Raw genomic sequence first — 15,816 nt, forward strand, 5'->3', positions numbered from 1 at the left:
AGGGTCAGTCACGGATCGGGCCGCTCAGCGGGTCCAGGTGGTACGGGCGCATCGCGCGGCCCGCGTCGCGGTAGACGTGGACCGAGACCGCCGGGTCCGGGCCCTCATTGCGGACTTCGTGCACGTACCCCGGGCCGAACACCCGCGACTGCCCCGCGGCGAGCGCGTGCAGCTCGGTGATCGCGCGGCCGTCCGGGGCGCGGCGGGCGACCGCCTCCGTCAGGTGGCCGCTGACCACCGTGAACGCGCCGCTGGCGACCGCGTGGTCGTGCAGGTCGGTGCGCTGGCCGGGCAGCCAGCTCATCAGCCACACCTCCTGCTGCTCGTCCTGGGAGACGAGCGTCGCGTAGCGCTCTTCCGGGTCGTAGCGCAGCAGGTGCTTCCAGCGGTCGCGATCGGCGGCGACCTCCAGCGCGACGCGCACGGGGTGGCGCAGCGCGGGGTTCTCGGGACGCAGCAGGGTGTTGTCCGGGACGGCGAACATGAGGGTCCTCACGGGAGAAAAGGGGTGTCGAGCTGGGCCGGGGCGGGGTTCACCGACAACAGCGACACGCACACATGACGGCGCGGAGGTCGTGACGACCCCGCGACTCGATCATGGTTGGCGCGAACATGGCGCCTACGGTCCCAGCCGCCCGGAGGCCGGTCAAGCGGCTCCCAGCATCCGGGCGGTACGTGACGCCGCCCGGCGCCGGAAAGCCGAGCCGGTGTCAGGACCACTCGTGTTTTTGCGACCGTCCCAGCAGTTCGGCGCCGGCCTGGCGCGGGTCGACGCCCTCGTGGCAGACGCGGTACATCGCGTCCGTGATCGGCATGTCGACATCGAGGCTCCGCGCGAGGGCCCGGATCGACGAGCACGACATGACGCCCTCGGCGACCTGCCCTCCGGCGGCGGCCTGGGCCTGCTCCAGCGTGTCGCCGCGGCCGAGGCGCTCCCCGAACGTCCGGTTGCGCGAAAGCGGCGACGAGCACGTCGCGACCAGGTCGCCGACCCCGGCGAGCCCGGCGAACGTCAGCGGGTCGGCGCCGAGTTTCGCACCGAGCCGGGCCATCTCGGCCAGGCCGCGGGTGATGAGCGTCGCCATCGTGTTGGTGCCGAGGCCGAGGCCCGCGGCCATCCCGGTGCTGAGCGCGATGACGTTCTTGCACGCCCCGCCCAGCTCGCAGCCGACGACGTCGGTGTTGGTGTAGGGCCGGAAGTAGGAGTTGGCGCTGGCGCGCTGGATCGCGACCGCGCGCTCGTGATCGGCGCAGGCGAGCACCGACGCGGACGGCTGCCCCGCGGCGATCTCCTTGGCCAGGTTCGGCCCGGTGACGACGACGACCTCGCCGGCGTTCACCGCGACGATCTCGGCGATCACCTCGCTCATCCGCTTGAGCGTGCCGAGTTCGACGCCCTTGGCCAGGCTGACGAGGATCGTGCCGGCCGGCAGCAGGGGCCGCCACTCCGAGAGGTTGGCCCGCAGGCTCTGGCTGGGCACGGCCAGCACCACGGCCTCGGCGCCGTCGAGGGCCTCGGCCGGGTCGGCGGTCGCGGTGATGCGGTCCGGCAGGTCGACGCCGGGCAGGTACGCGGAGTTGGCGTGGCGCTCGCGGATGTCCGCGGCGACCTGCTCGCGGCGCGCCCACATGGTGACGTCGCGCCCGGCGTCACCGAGAACCTTCGCGAACGCGGTGCCCCACGAACCGGCCCCGAGCACGGTGACCCGCTGGACGTCGGCGCGCATCAGGCGGGATCTTCCGGCTTCGCCGGCGGCGGTTCCTCGTGCCGGATCTCGCCGAGCAGCCGGGTCACGTCGTCCATCATCACCTTCGTGACCTCGCGCAGTTTCGCCGCGCTGCGCGTGTTGCCGCCGCGGTAGCCGGACAGGTCGAGCGGGTCGCCGACCGAGTGGGTGATGGTCTTGCGCGGGAACGGCGTGAACTTCTTGGTGTAGCCGTTGAAGATCTGGCTGGTGCCCCAGCGCGCGATCGGGATGACGGGGACGTCGTTCTGCAGCGCGAGCCGGGCGGCGCCGGTGAAGGACTCCTTCGGCCAGCCGGCCGGGTCCTTGGTGATGGTGCCCTCGGGGTAGATCACGACGAGCTTCCCCGCCGCGAGCGCGTCGTGCGCGGCCTTGAGACTGTCCCCCGCGGCGGCCGAGCCCCGCGAGACGGGGATCTGCCCCGCGCCGACGAAGATCTTCCCGAAGATCGGCGTCCGCGTCAGCGACTCCTTGCCGAGGAAGCGGGGCACCCGCTTCTGGCGGTGCACGAACACGGCGTCGACGACGGGGTCGAGGTGCGAGATGTGGTTCATGACCAGCAGCGCGGGCCCCTGCCGGGGAATCTTCTCGGTCCCGGAGTACACCCGCCGCCCGATCCCGGTCACCGGGTAGAACAGTACGGCGGCGAGCCCCACCCAGAAGCCGCCCTTCTCACGCCGGGCCACAGTCTTCCTCCTCCACAGCTCAAGTCCGCCCTTGATCCTGCCGCGCCGGGGTCGGAGCGGTCCAGGGAGGGTGGCCGACGGACCCCGAGCCCAGGTGGAACACCCCTACCAGCGCAAGCCGGCCGCGCCCGGCCGGCCGGGGTGGGCGGTGGGTGCTTCCCGGAGCGGCCCCCGGCCCCGGCCCCCGGTGCAGGCGGCGGTCTCGACGCTGGTCCACACCTGGCGGCTGCGCGGGCTCGGGGTCGTGAGTGTTTAGGAGGGTTAGAACCCTCCTAAACACTCACGACCAGCCGCGGCAGACCTGGGACAGCAGACTTGCAACTCGGCCCCGAGGCGGCCGAAAGACCCGTAAATCCCCAGCAACAGGCCCAAATCCACCGCCATCCCCGCCCCCAGACAGAGTCCACCCTCCCTGGGGGCCACCCCGTCTCAACCGTATCGACCGACCCGGACGAAACCCGTCCCGACCGGGCCCCCGACCCCGGAGTTGTCCACAACACGGCGAACCTGTGGACAACTACCCCGCCCGCGCCCCGGCCGCCGGAGATTCGGGTAAAGATGGACGGGTGGACGTGGACCTGGTCGTGCCGATGAAACACCCCCGCGACGGCAAGTCGCGGCTGCGTGGTGCCGTGGACACCGAACGCCATCCCGGGCTGGTGCTGGCGCTCGCCGCCGACACGCTCGCCGCCGTTGTCGCCACCGCGCAGGTGCGGCGGGTGCTGCTCGTCGCCGCCGATCCGGTGGCCGTGGCCGAACTGCGGGACCTCGGCGTCGAAATCGTCGGCGAAGGCACCGGGCGCACCCTCAACCAAGCCTTCCGGCACGGGGCCGACCTGCTCCGGCGGGACGACCCGGGCGGCGTGGTCGGCGCCCTGCAGGCCGACCTCCCCGCACTGCGGGCCGGCGATCTCTCCGCCGCGCTCGTCGAGGCCGCGGGGCGGCGGGCCTTCGTCGCCGATCGGCAGGGCACCGGCACCACGCTGCTGCTGGCCGCCCTCGGCGCGCCGCTCGACCCGCGGTTCGGGCCCGGCTCCGCGCGGGCGCACGAGGTTTCCGGAGCCGTCCCGCTCCAGGGCGGGCTGCCGTCGCTGCGCAGTGACGTCGACACGCCCGAAGACCTCGCCCACGTACGGACCCTCGGTGTCGGAAAACACACCACCGCCCGGCTAGGGGAATCATGCGCCGCACCCGGCTGAGCTGTTCACCTGACCTTCACCACGCTCGGAGCAAATCCGCGTGGCTTAGTGAAGAATGGGTCCCGTGAGCACAGACGACGGCAGCACGCCCGCATCGCGGAGGCGACGGAACACGACGACCGGGTCCTCGGAAACGCCGAAGGAAGCGCCGAAGAAGACCACCGCGGCCAAGAAGGTCCCGTCGAAGTCCACCGCCCGCGACACCGCGGCCCGTGCCACCGCCGGCAAGGCCAGAGTCCGCAAGAGCACCCCCGCGGCGTCGACCCCGCGGCGCCGCAGCGCCGCGCACGGCAACGCGCGCGGGGCCGAGGAGTTGCGGGCCGTCCCGTCGGCGCCGCCCGCCGTCACCACGGCGCCGACCGCGGTCGAGACGCTGCCGGACGACCGGTACTTCAACCGCGAGCTTTCGTGGCAGGACTTCAACGCCCGCGTGCTCGCGCTGGCCGAGGACGAGTCGCAGCCGCTGCTCGAACGGACGAAGTTCCTCGCCATCTTCGCGTCCAATCTGGACGAGTTCTACATGGTCCGCGTCGCCGGCCTGAAGCGCCGCGACGAGACCGGCCTGCTGGTGCGCAGCGCGGACGGGCTCACCCCGCGCGAGCAGCTGGACTACATCTCCAAGCGCAACCAGGACCTGGTCGAGCGGCAGACCGGCGCGTTCGAGAAGCACCTGCGCCCGCGGCTGGCCGAGCACGACATCCGGATCGTCGGCTGGGCCGACCTCACCGGCGCCGACCAGCTGCGCCTGTCCAGCTACTTCTCCGAGCAGATCTTCCCGGTGCTGACGCCGCTGGCCGTCGACCCGGCGCACCCGTTCCCCTACATCTCCGGCCTGTCGCTCAACCTCGCCGTCACGGTCCGGGACCCGGAGGGCGGCACCGAGCGGTTCGCCCGGGTGAAGGTGCCGAGCAACGTGCCGCGGCTGATGCGCGTCGAAAACGAGCGGACCAGCCGCACCGCCACCTTCCTGCCGTTGGAAGAGCTCATCGCGGCGCACCTCGGCGAGCTGTTCACCGGCATGGACGTCACCGAGCATCACGTCTTCCGCGTCACCCGCAACGCCGACTTCGAGGTCGACGAGGACCGCGACGAGGACCTGCTCCAGGCCCTCGAACGCGAGCTGGCGCAACGCCGGTTCGGCCCGCCGGTGCGCCTCGAGGTCGCGCTGGACATGAGCGAGCACATGCTCGAGCTGCTGCTGCGCGAGCTGGACGTCGACCCGGCGGACGTCGTCGAGGTCCCCGGCCTGCTGGACCTGACCTGCCTGCACCAGCTGTCCGGGGTGGACCGCAAGGAGCTCAAGGACCGGCCGTTCGTGCCGGCGACGCACCCGGCGTTCGGCGAGCGCGAGACGCCGAAGAGCGTCTTCGCGACGCTGCGCGAGGGTGACGTCCTGGTCCACCATCCGTACGACTCGTTCTCCACGAGCGTGCAGCGGTTCATCGAGCAGGCCGCGGCCGACTCGAAGGTCCTCGCGATCAAGCAGACGCTGTACCGGACCTCGGGCGACTCCCCGATCGTCGACGCCCTGATCGACGCCGCGGAGGCGGGCAAGCAGGTCGTCGCGCTGGTCGAGATCAAGGCCCGGTTCGACGAGCAGGCCAACATCACCTGGGCGCGGACGCTGGAGCGCGCGGGCGTGCACGTCGTGTACGGCCTGGTCGGGCTGAAGACCCACTGCAAGGTGTCGATGATCGTGCGCCAGGAGGGCTCGACCATCCGCCGCTACTGCCACATCGGCACCGGCAACTACAACCCGAAGACCGCGCGGCTCTACGAGGACATCGGCCTGTTCACCGCCGACCCGAGCATCGGCGCCGACGTCACCGACCTGTTCAACGTGCTCACCGGCTACTCCCGGCAGGACACCTACCGGACGATACTGACGTCACCGCACGGCATCCGCCGCGGCATCGTGCGCGCGATCGGCGAGGAGATCGAGCTGGCCCGGGCCGGGCAGCAGGCCGGCATCCGGATCAAGTGCAACTCGCTGGTCGACGAGCAGATCATCGACGCGCTCTACCACGCGTCGCAGGCCGGCGTGCCGGTCGAGATCGTGGTGCGCGGCATCTGCACGCTCAAGCCCGGCGTCGAAGGACTGTCCGAGAACATCCACGTCCGGTCGATCCTCGGCCGGTTCCTCGAGCACTCGCGGATCTTCAACTTCCGCGCCGGCGGCACGCACTGGATCGGCAGCGCGGACATGATGCACCGCAACCTGGACCGGCGGATCGAGGCGCTGGTGCGGGTCAAGGACCCGAAGCTGACGCGTCAGCTCGACAACATCTTCGAGTCCGCGCTGGACCCGGCGACGCGCTGCTGGGTGCTCACCGCGAGCGGCGAGTGGTCGCCGTTCCCGGCGGACGGTTCGCGGGTGCGCGACCACCAGCTCGAGCTCGCCAAGCTGCACGGGGCCGCCGGATGACCGACGAGGTGCGGGCGGCCGGCGCGGTGCTGTGGCGCCTCGCCGGGAGGGTGACCGAGGTCGCCCTGGTCCACCGCCCGCGGTACGACGACTGGTCGCTGCCGAAGGGAAAGCTCGACCCGGGCGAGACGACGGCCGAGGCCGCCGTGCGGGAGGTCCGGGAGGAAACCGGGTTCCGCGCGGTCCTGGGCCGGTACCTGGCCCGGACGTCCTACCCGGTGCCCGCGAAGCACGGGTCCGGGACGGTGCCGAAGACCGTCGACTACTTCAGCGCGGAAGCCGTCTCCGGCGCGTTCGTGGACAACGACGAGGTCGACGAGCTGCGCTGGCTGGAGCCGACCGCCGCGGAGAAACTGCTGACGCGGCACGAGGACGTGCGCGTGCTGCGCGCGTTCTGCGAGCTGCCGGTCGGGTTGACGACGCTGCTGCTGGTGCGGCACGCGAAAGCCGGCAAGCGTGACGGCTGGAACGGCGACGACGACCTCCGCCCGTTGTCCGAAGCGGGACTGCGGCAGGCGGCGGGACTGCGCCGGGTGCTGACGTTGTCCGGCCCGGACCGGGTGCTGTCGGCGCCGCGGCTGCGCTGCGTCCAGACGGTGCACGGGATCGCCGAGGACATCGGCGCCGAGGTGCGGCACGAACCGCTGCTGTCCGAAGAGGGCTACTGGCCGGATCCGGTGCTCGGTCTCGCGCGGCTGCTGGCGATCGCCGGTGACGGCGGCACGCCCGTGGTGGCCAGCCAGGGCGGCGTAATCCCGGACCTGGTGAGCGCGCTGGCCGACCGCGACGGCGTCGAGCTGAGCGCGGCGCGCGGCGGGGTGGTGCCGAGCAAGAAGGGCTCGTTCTGGGTCCTGTCGTTCCGCCCGCCGACGGCCGGAACCGGCCCGGTGCTGGTGGCGGCGGACTACCACCCGAGCGCGCTGCCCGCCCCGGCTCCCAGCCGGCACTGACCCGAGCGCCACCGGCCCTCGAGTTTCGCCGCCCCGAGCGCCCCAATGTGGCGTTGGGTGCGCTGGACGCACCGAACGCCACATTGGGTGCGTCTGACGCACCCAACGCCACATTGGGGCGTATGGGGGCAGGCGAAGCCGTCGAAGACAGCGCCGTGACAGTGGATGTTGGTGTACTGGTTCCGGTCCCCCGCTGGGCCGCGCCGGGCTAGGGGTACGGCGCGTCCTTCGCCGGGGGCTCTTCTGGTGGCACCGTGGCCAGCAGTGCCTGGATCTCCGGGACTCGGGGATCTCCGAGGCGCTGGCTGGCGGCCAGCGCCTCGGCCCAGTGGCCGCCGGCCTCGCGCGGCCGGCCCGTGTAGAGCTTGAGCCGGCCCAAGGTGATCTGGACGTCGATGGTGCCGTAGTCGGCGTTGAGCTCCTTCAGCTCGCTGAGCGCGTCGAGCCCCGCCTTCTCCGCTTCGTCGTGTCTGCCGGCGCCTTCGAGGGCTTCGGCGACGTTCCCGAGGGCCAGCGCCGCGTGGTACCGGTCGCCGAGGTCGGCGAACGCGACGTGGGCGGCCTGGGCGGCTTCGGCCGCGCGGTCGTAGTCGTGCAGGCCGATGCGGCTCGCGCTGACGTTGAGCAGCGCGTGCGGGACGAAGGTGCGCTGGCCGCGGTCGCGCGCGAGGTCGACGGCCTTGAGGGCGTAGCGCTCGGCTTCCGCGTACTCCGCGCGGACGTAGTAGGCCCCGGACAGGTTGGACAGGATCGCGACGGTCAGGGCCGTCCCGTTCCCGGTCTCGGACGCCGTCCGCGCTTCTTCCAGCGCTTCGAGGGCCTTGTCGGGCTGGAGGGTGCGCAGGTAGGCCGAGCCGAGGTTGTTGGCGCTGTACTGGAGTCCGGTGTTGTCGCCGGCGTCGCGGGTGGCCGCGACGGCGATGCCGGCCGTCGCGATCCAGTCCTCGCGGTCGTGGCGTTCGGCGAAGAACCCGCGCAGCAGCCAGGCGAGCTTCCACGCGTGGGCGACCCAGCCGTGCTGCGCGGCGACGCCGACGAGCGCGGTCAGCGCCGGGCGTTCGGCGGTGTACCAGGCGATCGTGTCCTCGTGCTGCGCGAACCGGACGGCCGGCAGCGGCACGGGTTCGAGCGTGATGTCGTCGGTGAGCAGGTCGGGCCGGACGAGCTTGTTCGCCTCCGCGACGCCGGCGAGGTACCAGTCGACGAGCCGCCGCAACGCCGCCTCCCGTTCCGGCGCGGTCGTTTCCGTCTCGACGAGCTCGCCGGCGTAGACGCGCAGCAGGTCGTGGAACTGGTAGCGGTCGGTGCTGGGCTGGTTGAGCAGGTGCGCGGCGGCGAGCTGGTCGGCGAGCTCACGCGCCTCGCGCAGGCCGGCGCCGGCGAGCGCGGCGGCCGAGGAGAGGCTGAAGGCCAGGCCCGGGTGCAGGCCCAGCAGCCGGAAGAACCGGGCGGCGGCCGGGCGCAACGCCTTGTAGGACCAGGAGAACGCGGCGCGCAGGTCGGTGCCGGCGTCCTGCGGGTCGCGCAGGGTGTCCAGCCGCAGCTTCTGGTCACGCAGCTCCTCGACGATCCCGGCCAGCGAAACGCCGGAGAAGCGCGACGCGCGTTCGCCGGCCAGCGCCAGCGCCAGCGGGAGCCGGCCGCAGAGCTGAACGAGCTCCGCGACGGCGCCGGGTTCGGCGGCGATGCGCTGCGGCCCGACGCTCCCGGCGAGCAGCGCCTCGGCGTCGCGGTCGTCGAAGGAGCGCAAGGCGATGCGGCGCGCGCCGTCGCGGGCGACCAGGCCGCGCAGCTGGTTGCGGCTGGTCACGACGACGAGGTTGCCGGTGCCGGGCAGCAGCGGGCGGACCTGGTCGGCGTCGCGGGCGTTGTCGAGCAGCATCAGCGTGCGGCTGCCCGCCAGCCGGCTGCGCAGCAGGCCGGAGCGTTCCTCCACTGTGGAAGGCCACGTCTCGGGCGGGACGCCGAGCGCGCGCAGGAAGCCGGCCAGCGCCGTCTCCGGCGTGACGGGGGTGCCCGCGGAGTGCCCGCGCAGGTCGAGGAACAGCTGGCCGCCGGGGAAGCGGTCGCGGACGCGGTGGGACCAGTGCACGGCCAAGGACGTCTTGCCGACGCCGGCGGTGCCTTCGATGACGACGATGCCGGACGCGCCGCCGGGCGGGAGGCGGTCCAGCTCGGCGAGTTCGGGACCGCGGCCGGTGAAGCCGGCGACGTCGAAGGGCAGCTGACGCGGGACTTCGGTGCGGGCGGCGGGTTCGGCGTCGGCGGCGAGCAGCTCGGCGTGCAGGCGGCGCAGGTCCTCGCCCGGTTCGACACCGAGCTCGTCGGCCAGCAGCGCGCGGAGCCCGGCGTAGCGGGACAGCGCCTCGGCGCGGCGCCCGGACCGGGCGAGCACGCGCACCAGCCGTTCCCACAAGGATTCCCGCAGCGGGTGCTGCGAGACGAGGTCGGTGAGCTCGGCGATCAGCCGCGCGTCGGGGACGAGCCCGCCGTCGAGGTCGATCCGCTGCTCGACGGCGAACAGGTACCGCTCGGTCAGCAGCGGCCCCCATTCGGCCGTCAGCGCGGGCGATCCGACGCCTTCGAGCGGAGTGCCGCCCCAGGTGCCGAGGGCGGTGGTGAGCAGGGTGCGGCGGTGCGCGGGCTCGGTGGTGGCCGCGGCCTGGTCCAGGGTGCGCAGGAAGCGCAGGGCGTCCACCCGGGACGGGTCCACGACCAGCCGGTACCCCTCCGGCTCGGTGACGACGGTGTCCTCGCCGCACAGGCGGCGCAGGCGCATCACGTACGTCTGCAGGCTCCCCCGGATGTGCGCGGGTGGCGCTTCGCCCCAGACGCCGCGCGCGAGGGTGTCGATCGAGACCAGGCGGCCCGCGGCCAGCGCGAGCGTCGCGAGCAGCGCGCGCTGGCGGGAACTGGTGAGCAGGACCGCTGAACCGTCGACGAGCACCTGGAAGGAACCGAGTAGCCGGATGTCGATGGTGGTCGCCCCCAGGTTCGCCGTGCTCGGCTGCCGGGCCCCGCCGGACGCGGGTTCCGAAACGCAGCGTGGCATCACTCGGCCGGGCGCTCAAGCGACTTGGCGGAATTGATCGGAACCGGTCCCGGCGACGCGAGAGTAGCCCGAGTGGCGGTGTGCGTGTTCCTTTCGGGAAAGGCGTCCTCGCCGTGAGTAACTCTTACGGCACACGCGAATACGGCTCATGTTTCCGCAGAGCCGGCTCACGTACCGGAAGGGTCGGTTCGCGTACCCGGACAGTCGGCTCACGTACCGGAAGGGTCGGTTCGCGTGCCTGGACAGTCGGTTCGTGAGCCGACCCTCTGGGTACGTGAGCCGACTGCCTGGGTACGTGAGCCGACCCTCTGGGCGGGATTGCTTCTGTCACACCGGGGTGCGAACCAGGCAGGGCCCCGCGCTCGGTTGCGCGGGGCCCTGCCTGGGAAACTCGGCTGCCGCGGGTCAGCTCTTCTTGGCCGCGGTCGACGTCCGCCTGGCCGGCGTCTTGGCCGCGGTCGTCTTGGCCGCCGTGGTCGTCTTGGCCGCCGCGGTGCGGGCGGCGGCGGGCTTGCGGGCGGTGGTGGTCTTCGCCGCCGTCGCCTTCGCCCTCGTGGTGGTCGTCTTCGCCGGTGCGGCCTTGGTGGCCGTCGCCTTGGCCGCGGCGGGCTTCGCCGCCGTGCGGGTCGTGGCCGGCTTCGCCGCGGTGGCGCGGGTCCGCGTCGCCGTCGCACGAGCCGTGGCGGGCTTGGCCGCGGCCGCGCGGGGCGTGGTGGCCCGCGTGCTGGTGGCCTTCGCCGGCGCGGACGCCTTGGCCACGGACGCACGAGTCGTCGTGGACGCCGCGGTGGCGCGCCGGACCGGAGCGGCCTTGGCCAGCTTCTTCGCGCCGGAGATGACGTCCTTGAAGGTCGTCCCCGCGCGGAAGGCGGGTACGTTGGTCTTCTTGACCTTCACGGCCTGACCGGTGCGCGGGTTGCGCGCGGTACGAGCGGCGCGAGCGCGCTTCTCGAACACGCCGAAGCCGGTGATGTTCACCTTCTCGCCCTTGTTGACCGTCCGGATGATGATGTCGACCAGACCGTCAACGGCCTGCGAAGCCACCTTCTTGTCGCCCAGACGCTCCGACAGCGCCTCGATCAGCTGGGCTTTGTTGGCCATCCAGTCCTCCAAGAAGGAAGTACCCGTCCACGGCCACCTCGGCCGACTAGCGACACGGTATTACCAACGCAGCACAAATTCCAACGGCTCGCGGAAACCTTCCCTTGCCCCGGGACGGGTTCCGCCTCGCGGACGAGCCCCTTGACGGGGCGCCGGAGGGCCGTTGGAAGTGAGGTGACGACGAGCCGCGGAGGGCGGGATTCCCGTTGCGGGGCAAGGGATCCCGCCCCCGCGGCCGGCCGGGGCCGGGCTAGCCGGCGGCGATCGGCGTGGTCGTCGGCTTCCAGGACGGACGGGTCGTCTCGAAGCCGTCGATCTCACCGGCATGGCGCAACGTGAGAGCGATGTCGTCGAGTCCTTCGAGCAGCCGCCAGCGGACGTAGTCGTCGATCTGGAACGGCGCGGTGAAGTCCTTGGCCCGCACGGTCTTGGTCTCGAGGTCCACCGTGACCTCGGTGCCGGGCTCGTTTTCGAGCAGCTTCCAGAGCAGTTCGACGTCGTGCTGCTCGCACTGGGCGGCCACCAGGCCGCCCTTGCCGGAGTTGCCGCGGAAGATGTCGGCGAACCGGGCGGAGATGACGGCCCGGAAGCCGTAGTCCATCAGCGCCCAGACGGCGTGCTCGCGGGAGGAACCGGTGCCGAAGTCCGGTCCGGCGACGAGCACGCTGCCGGCGTTGAACGGCTCCTGGTTGAGGATGAACTGCTCGTCGCCGCGCCAGGCGGCGAACAGGCCGTCCTCGAAGCCGGTCCGGGTGACCCGCTTGAGGTAGACCGCCGGGATGATCTGGTCGGTGTCCACGTTGGACCGGCGCAGCGGGACGCCGACGCCGGTGTGCTGGGTGAACGGTTCCATGGTGGGAGCTCCTCTCGGGAGATCGGCAGTGGTCAGCGGGTGGCGGTGACGAGGTCTTCCGGCGACGACAGCGTGCCGCGCACGGCCGTCGCGGCGGCGACCAGCGGCGAGACCAGGTGCGTCCGGCCGCCCTTGCCCTGCCGGCCCTCGAAGTTGCGGTTCGACGTCGACGCGCTGCGCTCGCCCGGCTTCAGCTGGTCCGGGTTCATGCCGAGGCACATCGAGCAGCCGGCCTGGCGCCACTCGGCGCCCGCCGCGGTGAAGACCTCGTCGAGACCCTCCTCCTCGGCGGCCTTGCGCACCCGCATCGAGCCGGGGACGACCAGCATCCGGACCGAGTCCGCCACCTTGCGCCCGCGCAGCACCTCGGCCGCGGCCCGCAGGTCCTCGATCCGGCCGTTGGTGCAGGAGCCGAGGAAGACGGTGTCGACCGAGATCTCGCGCAGCGGCGTGCCGGGCTTGAGATCCATGTAGGACAGGGCCTTCTCGGCGGCGACGCGGTCGTTCTCGTCCGGGATCTGCTCCGGGTCGGGGACCTCGGCGCTCAGCGGGAGACCCTGGCCGGGGTTGGTGCCCCAGGTCACGAACGGCGTCAGCGCGCTCGCGTCGAGGTGCACCTCCTCGTCGAACGCCGCGCCGTCGTCGGTGCGCAGCTGCCGCCAGTTTTCGACCGCGGCGTCCCAATCGGCGCCCTTCGGCGAGTGCGGGCGGCCCTTGAGGTACTCGAACGTCGTCTCGTCGGGGCCGATCATCCCGGCGCGGGCGCCGGCCTCGATCGACATGTTGCACACGGTCATCCGGGCTTCCATCGACAGGGCTTCGATGGCCTTGCCGCGGTATTCGAGGATGTAGCCTTGGCCGCCGCCGGTGCCGATCTTGGCGATCACCGCGAGGATGACGTCCTTCGCCGTGACGCCCGGGCGCAGCTCGCCGTCGACCGTGATCGCCATCGTCTTGAACGGCCGCAGCGGCAGCGTCTGGGTGGCCATGACGTGCTCGACCTCGGACGTGCCGATGCCGAAGGCGATGGAGCCGAACGCGCCGTGCGTGGACGTGTGGCTGTCGCCGCAGACCACGGTCATGCCGGGCTGGGTCAGGCCGAGCTGCGGGCCGATGACGTGCACGATGCCCTGCTCGGCGTCACCCATCGGGTGCAGCCGGACACCGAACTCCTTGCAGTTGCGGCGAAGGGTGTCGACCTGCGTGCGCGAGACCGGATCGGCGATGGGGAGCTCGATGTCCACGGTGGGGACGTTGTGGTCCTCGGTCGCGATGGTGAGGTCGGGGCGGCGCAGCGGCCGGCCGGCCAGCCGGAGGCCGTCGAAGGCCTGCGGGCTGGTCACTTCGTGCAGCAGGTGGAGGTCGATGTAGAGCAGGTCCGGTTCGGCGCCTTCGCCTCGGCGCACGAGGTGGCTTTCCCACACCTTCTCCGCGAGTGTGCGGGCCTTGCCGGTCGGGCTGGTCATCTCCGGCTCCTTCCACGGTTCATTGTGGTGGTGGAACTCGGGCGCACACCTGCGGAACTGGTGCGAGCCGCGAAGGGAGGGCGCAGCTCGAGTTCGGGTTTCCCAGATGCTGGACTTCCCAAAGTGCGGGACGCTAGTATCGGGTCGTGGGACAGCATAGCGGTATCGGAGTACTGGACAAAGCAGTGGCCGTTCTGCAGGCGGTCGCCGACGACCCCTGCGGCCTGGCGGAACTGTGCACGCGGACCGGGCTGCCGCGGGCGACCGCGCACCGGCTCGCGGTCGGTCTCGAGGTGCACCGCCTGCTGCGTCGCGGACCGGACGGACGCTGGCGCCCGGGCACGGCACTGGCCGAACTCGCGGGTGGCTCGACCGACCCGCTGCTCGACGCCGCGGGCGTGGTCCTGCCCAAACTGCGGGACGTCACCGGCGAAAGCGTGCAGCTGTACCGGCGTGACGGCGTCCAGCGCGTGTGCGTCGCGACGGCCGAACCGCCGTCGGGCCTGCGCGACACGGTCCCGATCGGCTCCCGGCTGCCGATGACGGCGGGCTCGGGCGCGAAGGTGCTGGCGGCGTGGGCGGATCCGCACACGCAGCGCACGATCCTGGCGGACGCGGTCTTCGGCGAGCGCACGCTGCTGGAGGTCCGCCGCCGCGGCTGGGCGCAGAGCGTGGCCGAGCGCGAGCCGGGAGTGGCGAGCATCTCGGCGCCGGTCCGCGATTCGGCCGGCACGGTGGTCGCGGCGGTCTCGGTGTCCGGCCCGATCGAGCGCATCGGCCGCAAGCCGGGCGCGCGCTGGGCCGCGGACCTCCTCGCGGCGGCCGACGCGCTCCAAGAGCGTCTCTGACGTCACTCCCGCCTCAGGAGTCACACAAACGCCGTGAGGGGCACCTTCAGGGATTCAGCGTCCCTGAAGGTGCCCCTCACGGCGTTCGGGGTCAGGCCTGGCCGGTTTCGAAGCGGGCGACCTTGCCGTCGCGGATCGTGAAGGCCCAGCGGGTGCGCATCGCGCCCCACGTCGCGTTCGAGTAGCTCGCGACGAACGACCGGCCGTCGTCCTGCGCCTGCTCGACCGACAGGTGGCCGGCGCTGGCGAAGATCTCCCGCTCGGTCCAGTCGCCGAGGTCGCGCTCGGTGCCGTCGTCGGACATCGTCGCGTCCGGGGTCAGCGCGGCGCGGAACGCCGTGCGGTCGCCCGCGTTCAGCGCGTCCACGAAGGCGCGCACCGCCGGGTCGCCGATCTGGTCCGTCATGGCTTCATCCCACCAGGCGACGGCCCGGCGTGCACCTTTTCGGGGGAACCTGGCCGCGGTGGCGTATTCGGTGACCGCGGTCACGTCTCCTTACCGACGGAACCATGGAGGGGGCACACCATGTCCACCACGCTGAACCGCCGGGCGCTCGCGATGCTGCGGGCCGTCGGGGCCGGGCGGGCCGAGCTGACCTGCAGCTGCGAGCCCGACCTGCGCGTCGACGGCCTGCCGTGCTGCGACCAGGCGACCGCGCACGACCTGGCCCGCGCCGGGCTGATCCGACCGGCGCTCGGCCCGGCCGTCGCCGTCGGGCAGTGGACGCCCGCGGAGCTGACCGACGACGGCCTGCTCGCGCTGGGTGCGACACTCGCCGCCTGAGGGCAACCGTTCGCCCGCCTCGCGCGTGTACGCGGCGACGGAGTACCGCGAGGGGGAACCATGAGGATCGCCGTGGGCCTGCTGGGCGTCGGCCTGGCCCTGACCGCCTGTACCGGACCCGGGACGGAACCGGCCGCCCCGACCGTGACGGTGACCTCGCCGTTCCCGATGGCGCCGACGGCGGATCCGGCCGTCCTGAGCTGGGTGGACGGCTTCTGTTCCGCGATCAACGGCTACCGCGTGCGCACCAACGCCGAGACCGGGCCGCCCGGAGCCGATCCGACGACGGTCGCCGAGGCGCAGAAGGCGCTCTCCGCCCGGCTGGGCGGAATCGCGAACCGGACCGGCGAGGTGGTGGACAAGCTGGCGGCGCTGCCGCCGGCCCCGGAGCCGCTGGCGGAGAAGGTCCGGACGGCGTTCGTCACGAAGTTCACGACGTCCCGGGACCGCGCCGCCTCGGCGAAGACCGAGCTCGACCGGGCGAAGCCGGGCGACCAGGCGTCCCAGGACCCGGCGGGCGACGCCCTCGACCTGGCCCAGAAGGACATCGACGGCGTCTACGACCCGGTGGCCCCGCTGGCGGAGTCACCGCAACTGATGGCCGCCGCCGCGTCCGCACCCGGCTGCAAGGCTTAGCCCGCTGGGGTGGGCTCGAAGTCCGTGAATGGCACATCGAGGGACTCTGAGTCCCTCGATGTGCCATTCAC

General features: G+C 72.3%; 14 protein-coding genes. 6 read left to right on the forward strand and 8 right to left on the reverse strand.

Translation table 11 applies throughout. The features are described from left to right. Window positions 1-4 precede the first annotated feature (4 nt). The 3 genes from ACLJQZ_RS18650 to ACLJQZ_RS18660 all read right to left on the reverse strand — a co-directional run bounded on the left by ACLJQZ_RS18650 (window position 5) and on the right by ACLJQZ_RS18660 (window position 2,431). A complete protein-coding gene (locus ACLJQZ_RS18650) occupies window positions 5-484 on the reverse strand; it encodes a cysteine dioxygenase (RefSeq protein ID WP_410621508.1) in 480 nt (159 codons plus the stop codon). Window positions 485-710: 226 nt separating this feature from the next. Next, window positions 711-1,727 carry an NAD(P)H-dependent glycerol-3-phosphate dehydrogenase gene (locus ACLJQZ_RS18655; protein ID WP_410621253.1) on the reverse strand — a complete coding sequence of 339 codons (1,017 nt, stop codon included), beginning with the start codon at window positions 1,725-1,727 and terminating at the stop codon, window positions 711-713. Further along, window positions 1,727-2,431 (reverse strand): lysophospholipid acyltransferase family protein, encoded by a 705-nt coding sequence (locus tag ACLJQZ_RS18660; RefSeq protein WP_410621254.1) that lies wholly within the window; start codon window positions 2,429-2,431, stop codon window positions 1,727-1,729. The genes ACLJQZ_RS18655 and ACLJQZ_RS18660 overlap by 1 nt, the downstream gene beginning before the upstream one ends. A gap of 566 nt (window positions 2,432-2,997) precedes the next feature. Here ACLJQZ_RS18660 and cofC point away from each other — a divergent pair. Genes cofC through ACLJQZ_RS18675 form a run of 3 tightly spaced genes read left to right on the forward strand, consistent with a single transcriptional unit; the run spans window position 2,998 to window position 7,005 of the window. Beyond that, window positions 2,998-3,630: a 2-phospho-L-lactate guanylyltransferase gene (cofC, locus tag ACLJQZ_RS18665; RefSeq protein ID WP_410621255.1), complete on the forward strand. Its 633-nt coding sequence runs from the start codon at window positions 2,998-3,000 to the stop codon at window positions 3,628-3,630. A 55-nt stretch (window positions 3,631-3,685) separates the two neighbouring features. Then, a complete protein-coding gene (locus tag ACLJQZ_RS18670) occupies window positions 3,686-6,055 on the forward strand; it encodes an RNA degradosome polyphosphate kinase (RefSeq protein ID WP_410621256.1) in 2,370 nt (789 codons plus the stop codon). After that, window positions 6,052-7,005, forward strand: coding sequence for an NUDIX hydrolase (locus ACLJQZ_RS18675; RefSeq protein ID WP_410621257.1), 954 nt, complete (start codon window positions 6,052-6,054; stop codon window positions 7,003-7,005). The genes ACLJQZ_RS18670 and ACLJQZ_RS18675 overlap by 4 nt, the downstream gene beginning before the upstream one ends. Window positions 7,006-7,213: 208 nt before the next feature. Here ACLJQZ_RS18675 and ACLJQZ_RS18680 read toward each other — a convergent pair whose 3' ends face one another. The 4 genes from ACLJQZ_RS18680 to leuC all read right to left on the reverse strand — a co-directional run bounded on the left by ACLJQZ_RS18680 (window position 7,214) and on the right by leuC (window position 13,477). After that, window positions 7,214-10,057 (reverse strand): BTAD domain-containing putative transcriptional regulator, encoded by a 2,844-nt coding sequence (locus tag ACLJQZ_RS18680; RefSeq protein ID WP_410621258.1) that lies wholly within the window; start codon window positions 10,055-10,057, stop codon window positions 7,214-7,216. A 405-nt stretch (window positions 10,058-10,462) separates the two neighbouring features. Continuing rightward, window positions 10,463-11,158, reverse strand: a complete 696-nt coding sequence (locus ACLJQZ_RS18685; protein ID WP_410621259.1) for an HU family DNA-binding protein — start codon at window positions 11,156-11,158, stop codon at window positions 10,463-10,465. Between the two features lie 250 nt (window positions 11,159-11,408). Next, window positions 11,409-12,011, reverse strand: coding sequence for a 3-isopropylmalate dehydratase small subunit (gene leuD, locus ACLJQZ_RS18690; protein WP_410621260.1), 603 nt, complete (start codon window positions 12,009-12,011; stop codon window positions 11,409-11,411). Window positions 12,012-12,043: 32 nt separating this feature from the next. Further along, a complete protein-coding gene (leuC, locus tag ACLJQZ_RS18695; RefSeq protein WP_410621261.1) occupies window positions 12,044-13,477 on the reverse strand; it encodes a 3-isopropylmalate dehydratase large subunit in 1,434 nt (477 codons plus the stop codon). Between the two features lie 146 nt (window positions 13,478-13,623). On the opposite strand from leuC, the gene ACLJQZ_RS18700 reads away from it, so the two are divergent. Then, window positions 13,624-14,325, forward strand: coding sequence for an IclR family transcriptional regulator (locus tag ACLJQZ_RS18700; RefSeq protein ID WP_163046815.1), 702 nt, complete (start codon window positions 13,624-13,626; stop codon window positions 14,323-14,325). A 91-nt stretch (window positions 14,326-14,416) separates the two neighbouring features. Here ACLJQZ_RS18700 and ACLJQZ_RS18705 read toward each other — a convergent pair whose 3' ends face one another. Further along, complete coding sequence (locus tag ACLJQZ_RS18705; protein WP_410621262.1) at window positions 14,417-14,731, reverse strand: nuclear transport factor 2 family protein; 315 nt, start codon at window positions 14,729-14,731, stop codon at window positions 14,417-14,419. Window positions 14,732-14,851: 120 nt separating this feature from the next. Here ACLJQZ_RS18705 and ACLJQZ_RS18710 point away from each other — a divergent pair, with 120 nt between their 5' ends. Both ACLJQZ_RS18710 and ACLJQZ_RS18715 read left to right on the forward strand, forming a co-directional pair. Continuing rightward, window positions 14,852-15,109 (forward strand): hypothetical protein, encoded by a 258-nt coding sequence (locus ACLJQZ_RS18710; protein ID WP_410621263.1) that lies wholly within the window; start codon window positions 14,852-14,854, stop codon window positions 15,107-15,109. A gap of 60 nt (window positions 15,110-15,169) precedes the next feature. Then, the gene (locus ACLJQZ_RS18715; RefSeq protein WP_410621264.1) at window positions 15,170-15,745 is read left to right on the forward strand and encodes a hypothetical protein; all 576 of its coding nucleotides are present in this window, start codon (window positions 15,170-15,172) and stop codon (window positions 15,743-15,745) included. Window positions 15,746-15,816 lie beyond the last annotated feature (71 nt).

It is taken from the genome of Amycolatopsis sp. cmx-8-4, assembly GCF_046548675.1.
Lineage (GTDB): Bacteria > Actinomycetota > Actinomycetes > Mycobacteriales > Pseudonocardiaceae > Amycolatopsis.

Excerpts from the sequence above, each read along its gene's own strand:
- ACLJQZ_RS18685 (WP_410621259.1), bottom strand. The coding sequence starts at position 11,158 with ATGGCCAACAAAGCCCAGCTGATCGAGGCGCTGTCGGAGCGTCTGGGC.
- leuD (WP_410621260.1), bottom strand. The coding sequence starts at position 12,011 with ATGGAACCGTTCACCCAGCACACCGGCGTCGGCGTCCCGCTGCGCCGG.
- ACLJQZ_RS18710 (WP_410621263.1), top strand. The coding sequence starts at position 14,852 with ATGTCCACCACGCTGAACCGCCGGGCGCTCGCGATGCTGCGGGCCGTC.
- ACLJQZ_RS18680 (WP_410621258.1), bottom strand. The coding sequence starts at position 10,057 with ATGCCACGCTGCGTTTCGGAACCCGCGTCCGGCGGGGCCCGGCAGCCG.
- ACLJQZ_RS18715 (WP_410621264.1), top strand. The coding sequence starts at position 15,170 with ATGAGGATCGCCGTGGGCCTGCTGGGCGTCGGCCTGGCCCTGACCGCC.
- ACLJQZ_RS18655 (WP_410621253.1), bottom strand. The coding sequence starts at position 1,727 with ATGCGCGCCGACGTCCAGCGGGTCACCGTGCTCGGGGCCGGTTCGTGG.
- ACLJQZ_RS18675 (WP_410621257.1), top strand. The coding sequence starts at position 6,052 with ATGACCGACGAGGTGCGGGCGGCCGGCGCGGTGCTGTGGCGCCTCGCC.
- ACLJQZ_RS18670 (WP_410621256.1), top strand. The coding sequence starts at position 3,686 with ATGGGTCCCGTGAGCACAGACGACGGCAGCACGCCCGCATCGCGGAGG.
- ACLJQZ_RS18705 (WP_410621262.1), bottom strand. The coding sequence starts at position 14,731 with ATGACGGACCAGATCGGCGACCCGGCGGTGCGCGCCTTCGTGGACGCG.
- leuC (WP_410621261.1), bottom strand. The coding sequence starts at position 13,477 with ATGACCAGCCCGACCGGCAAGGCCCGCACACTCGCGGAGAAGGTGTGG.
- ACLJQZ_RS18650 (WP_410621508.1), bottom strand. The coding sequence starts at position 484 with ATGTTCGCCGTCCCGGACAACACCCTGCTGCGTCCCGAGAACCCCGCG.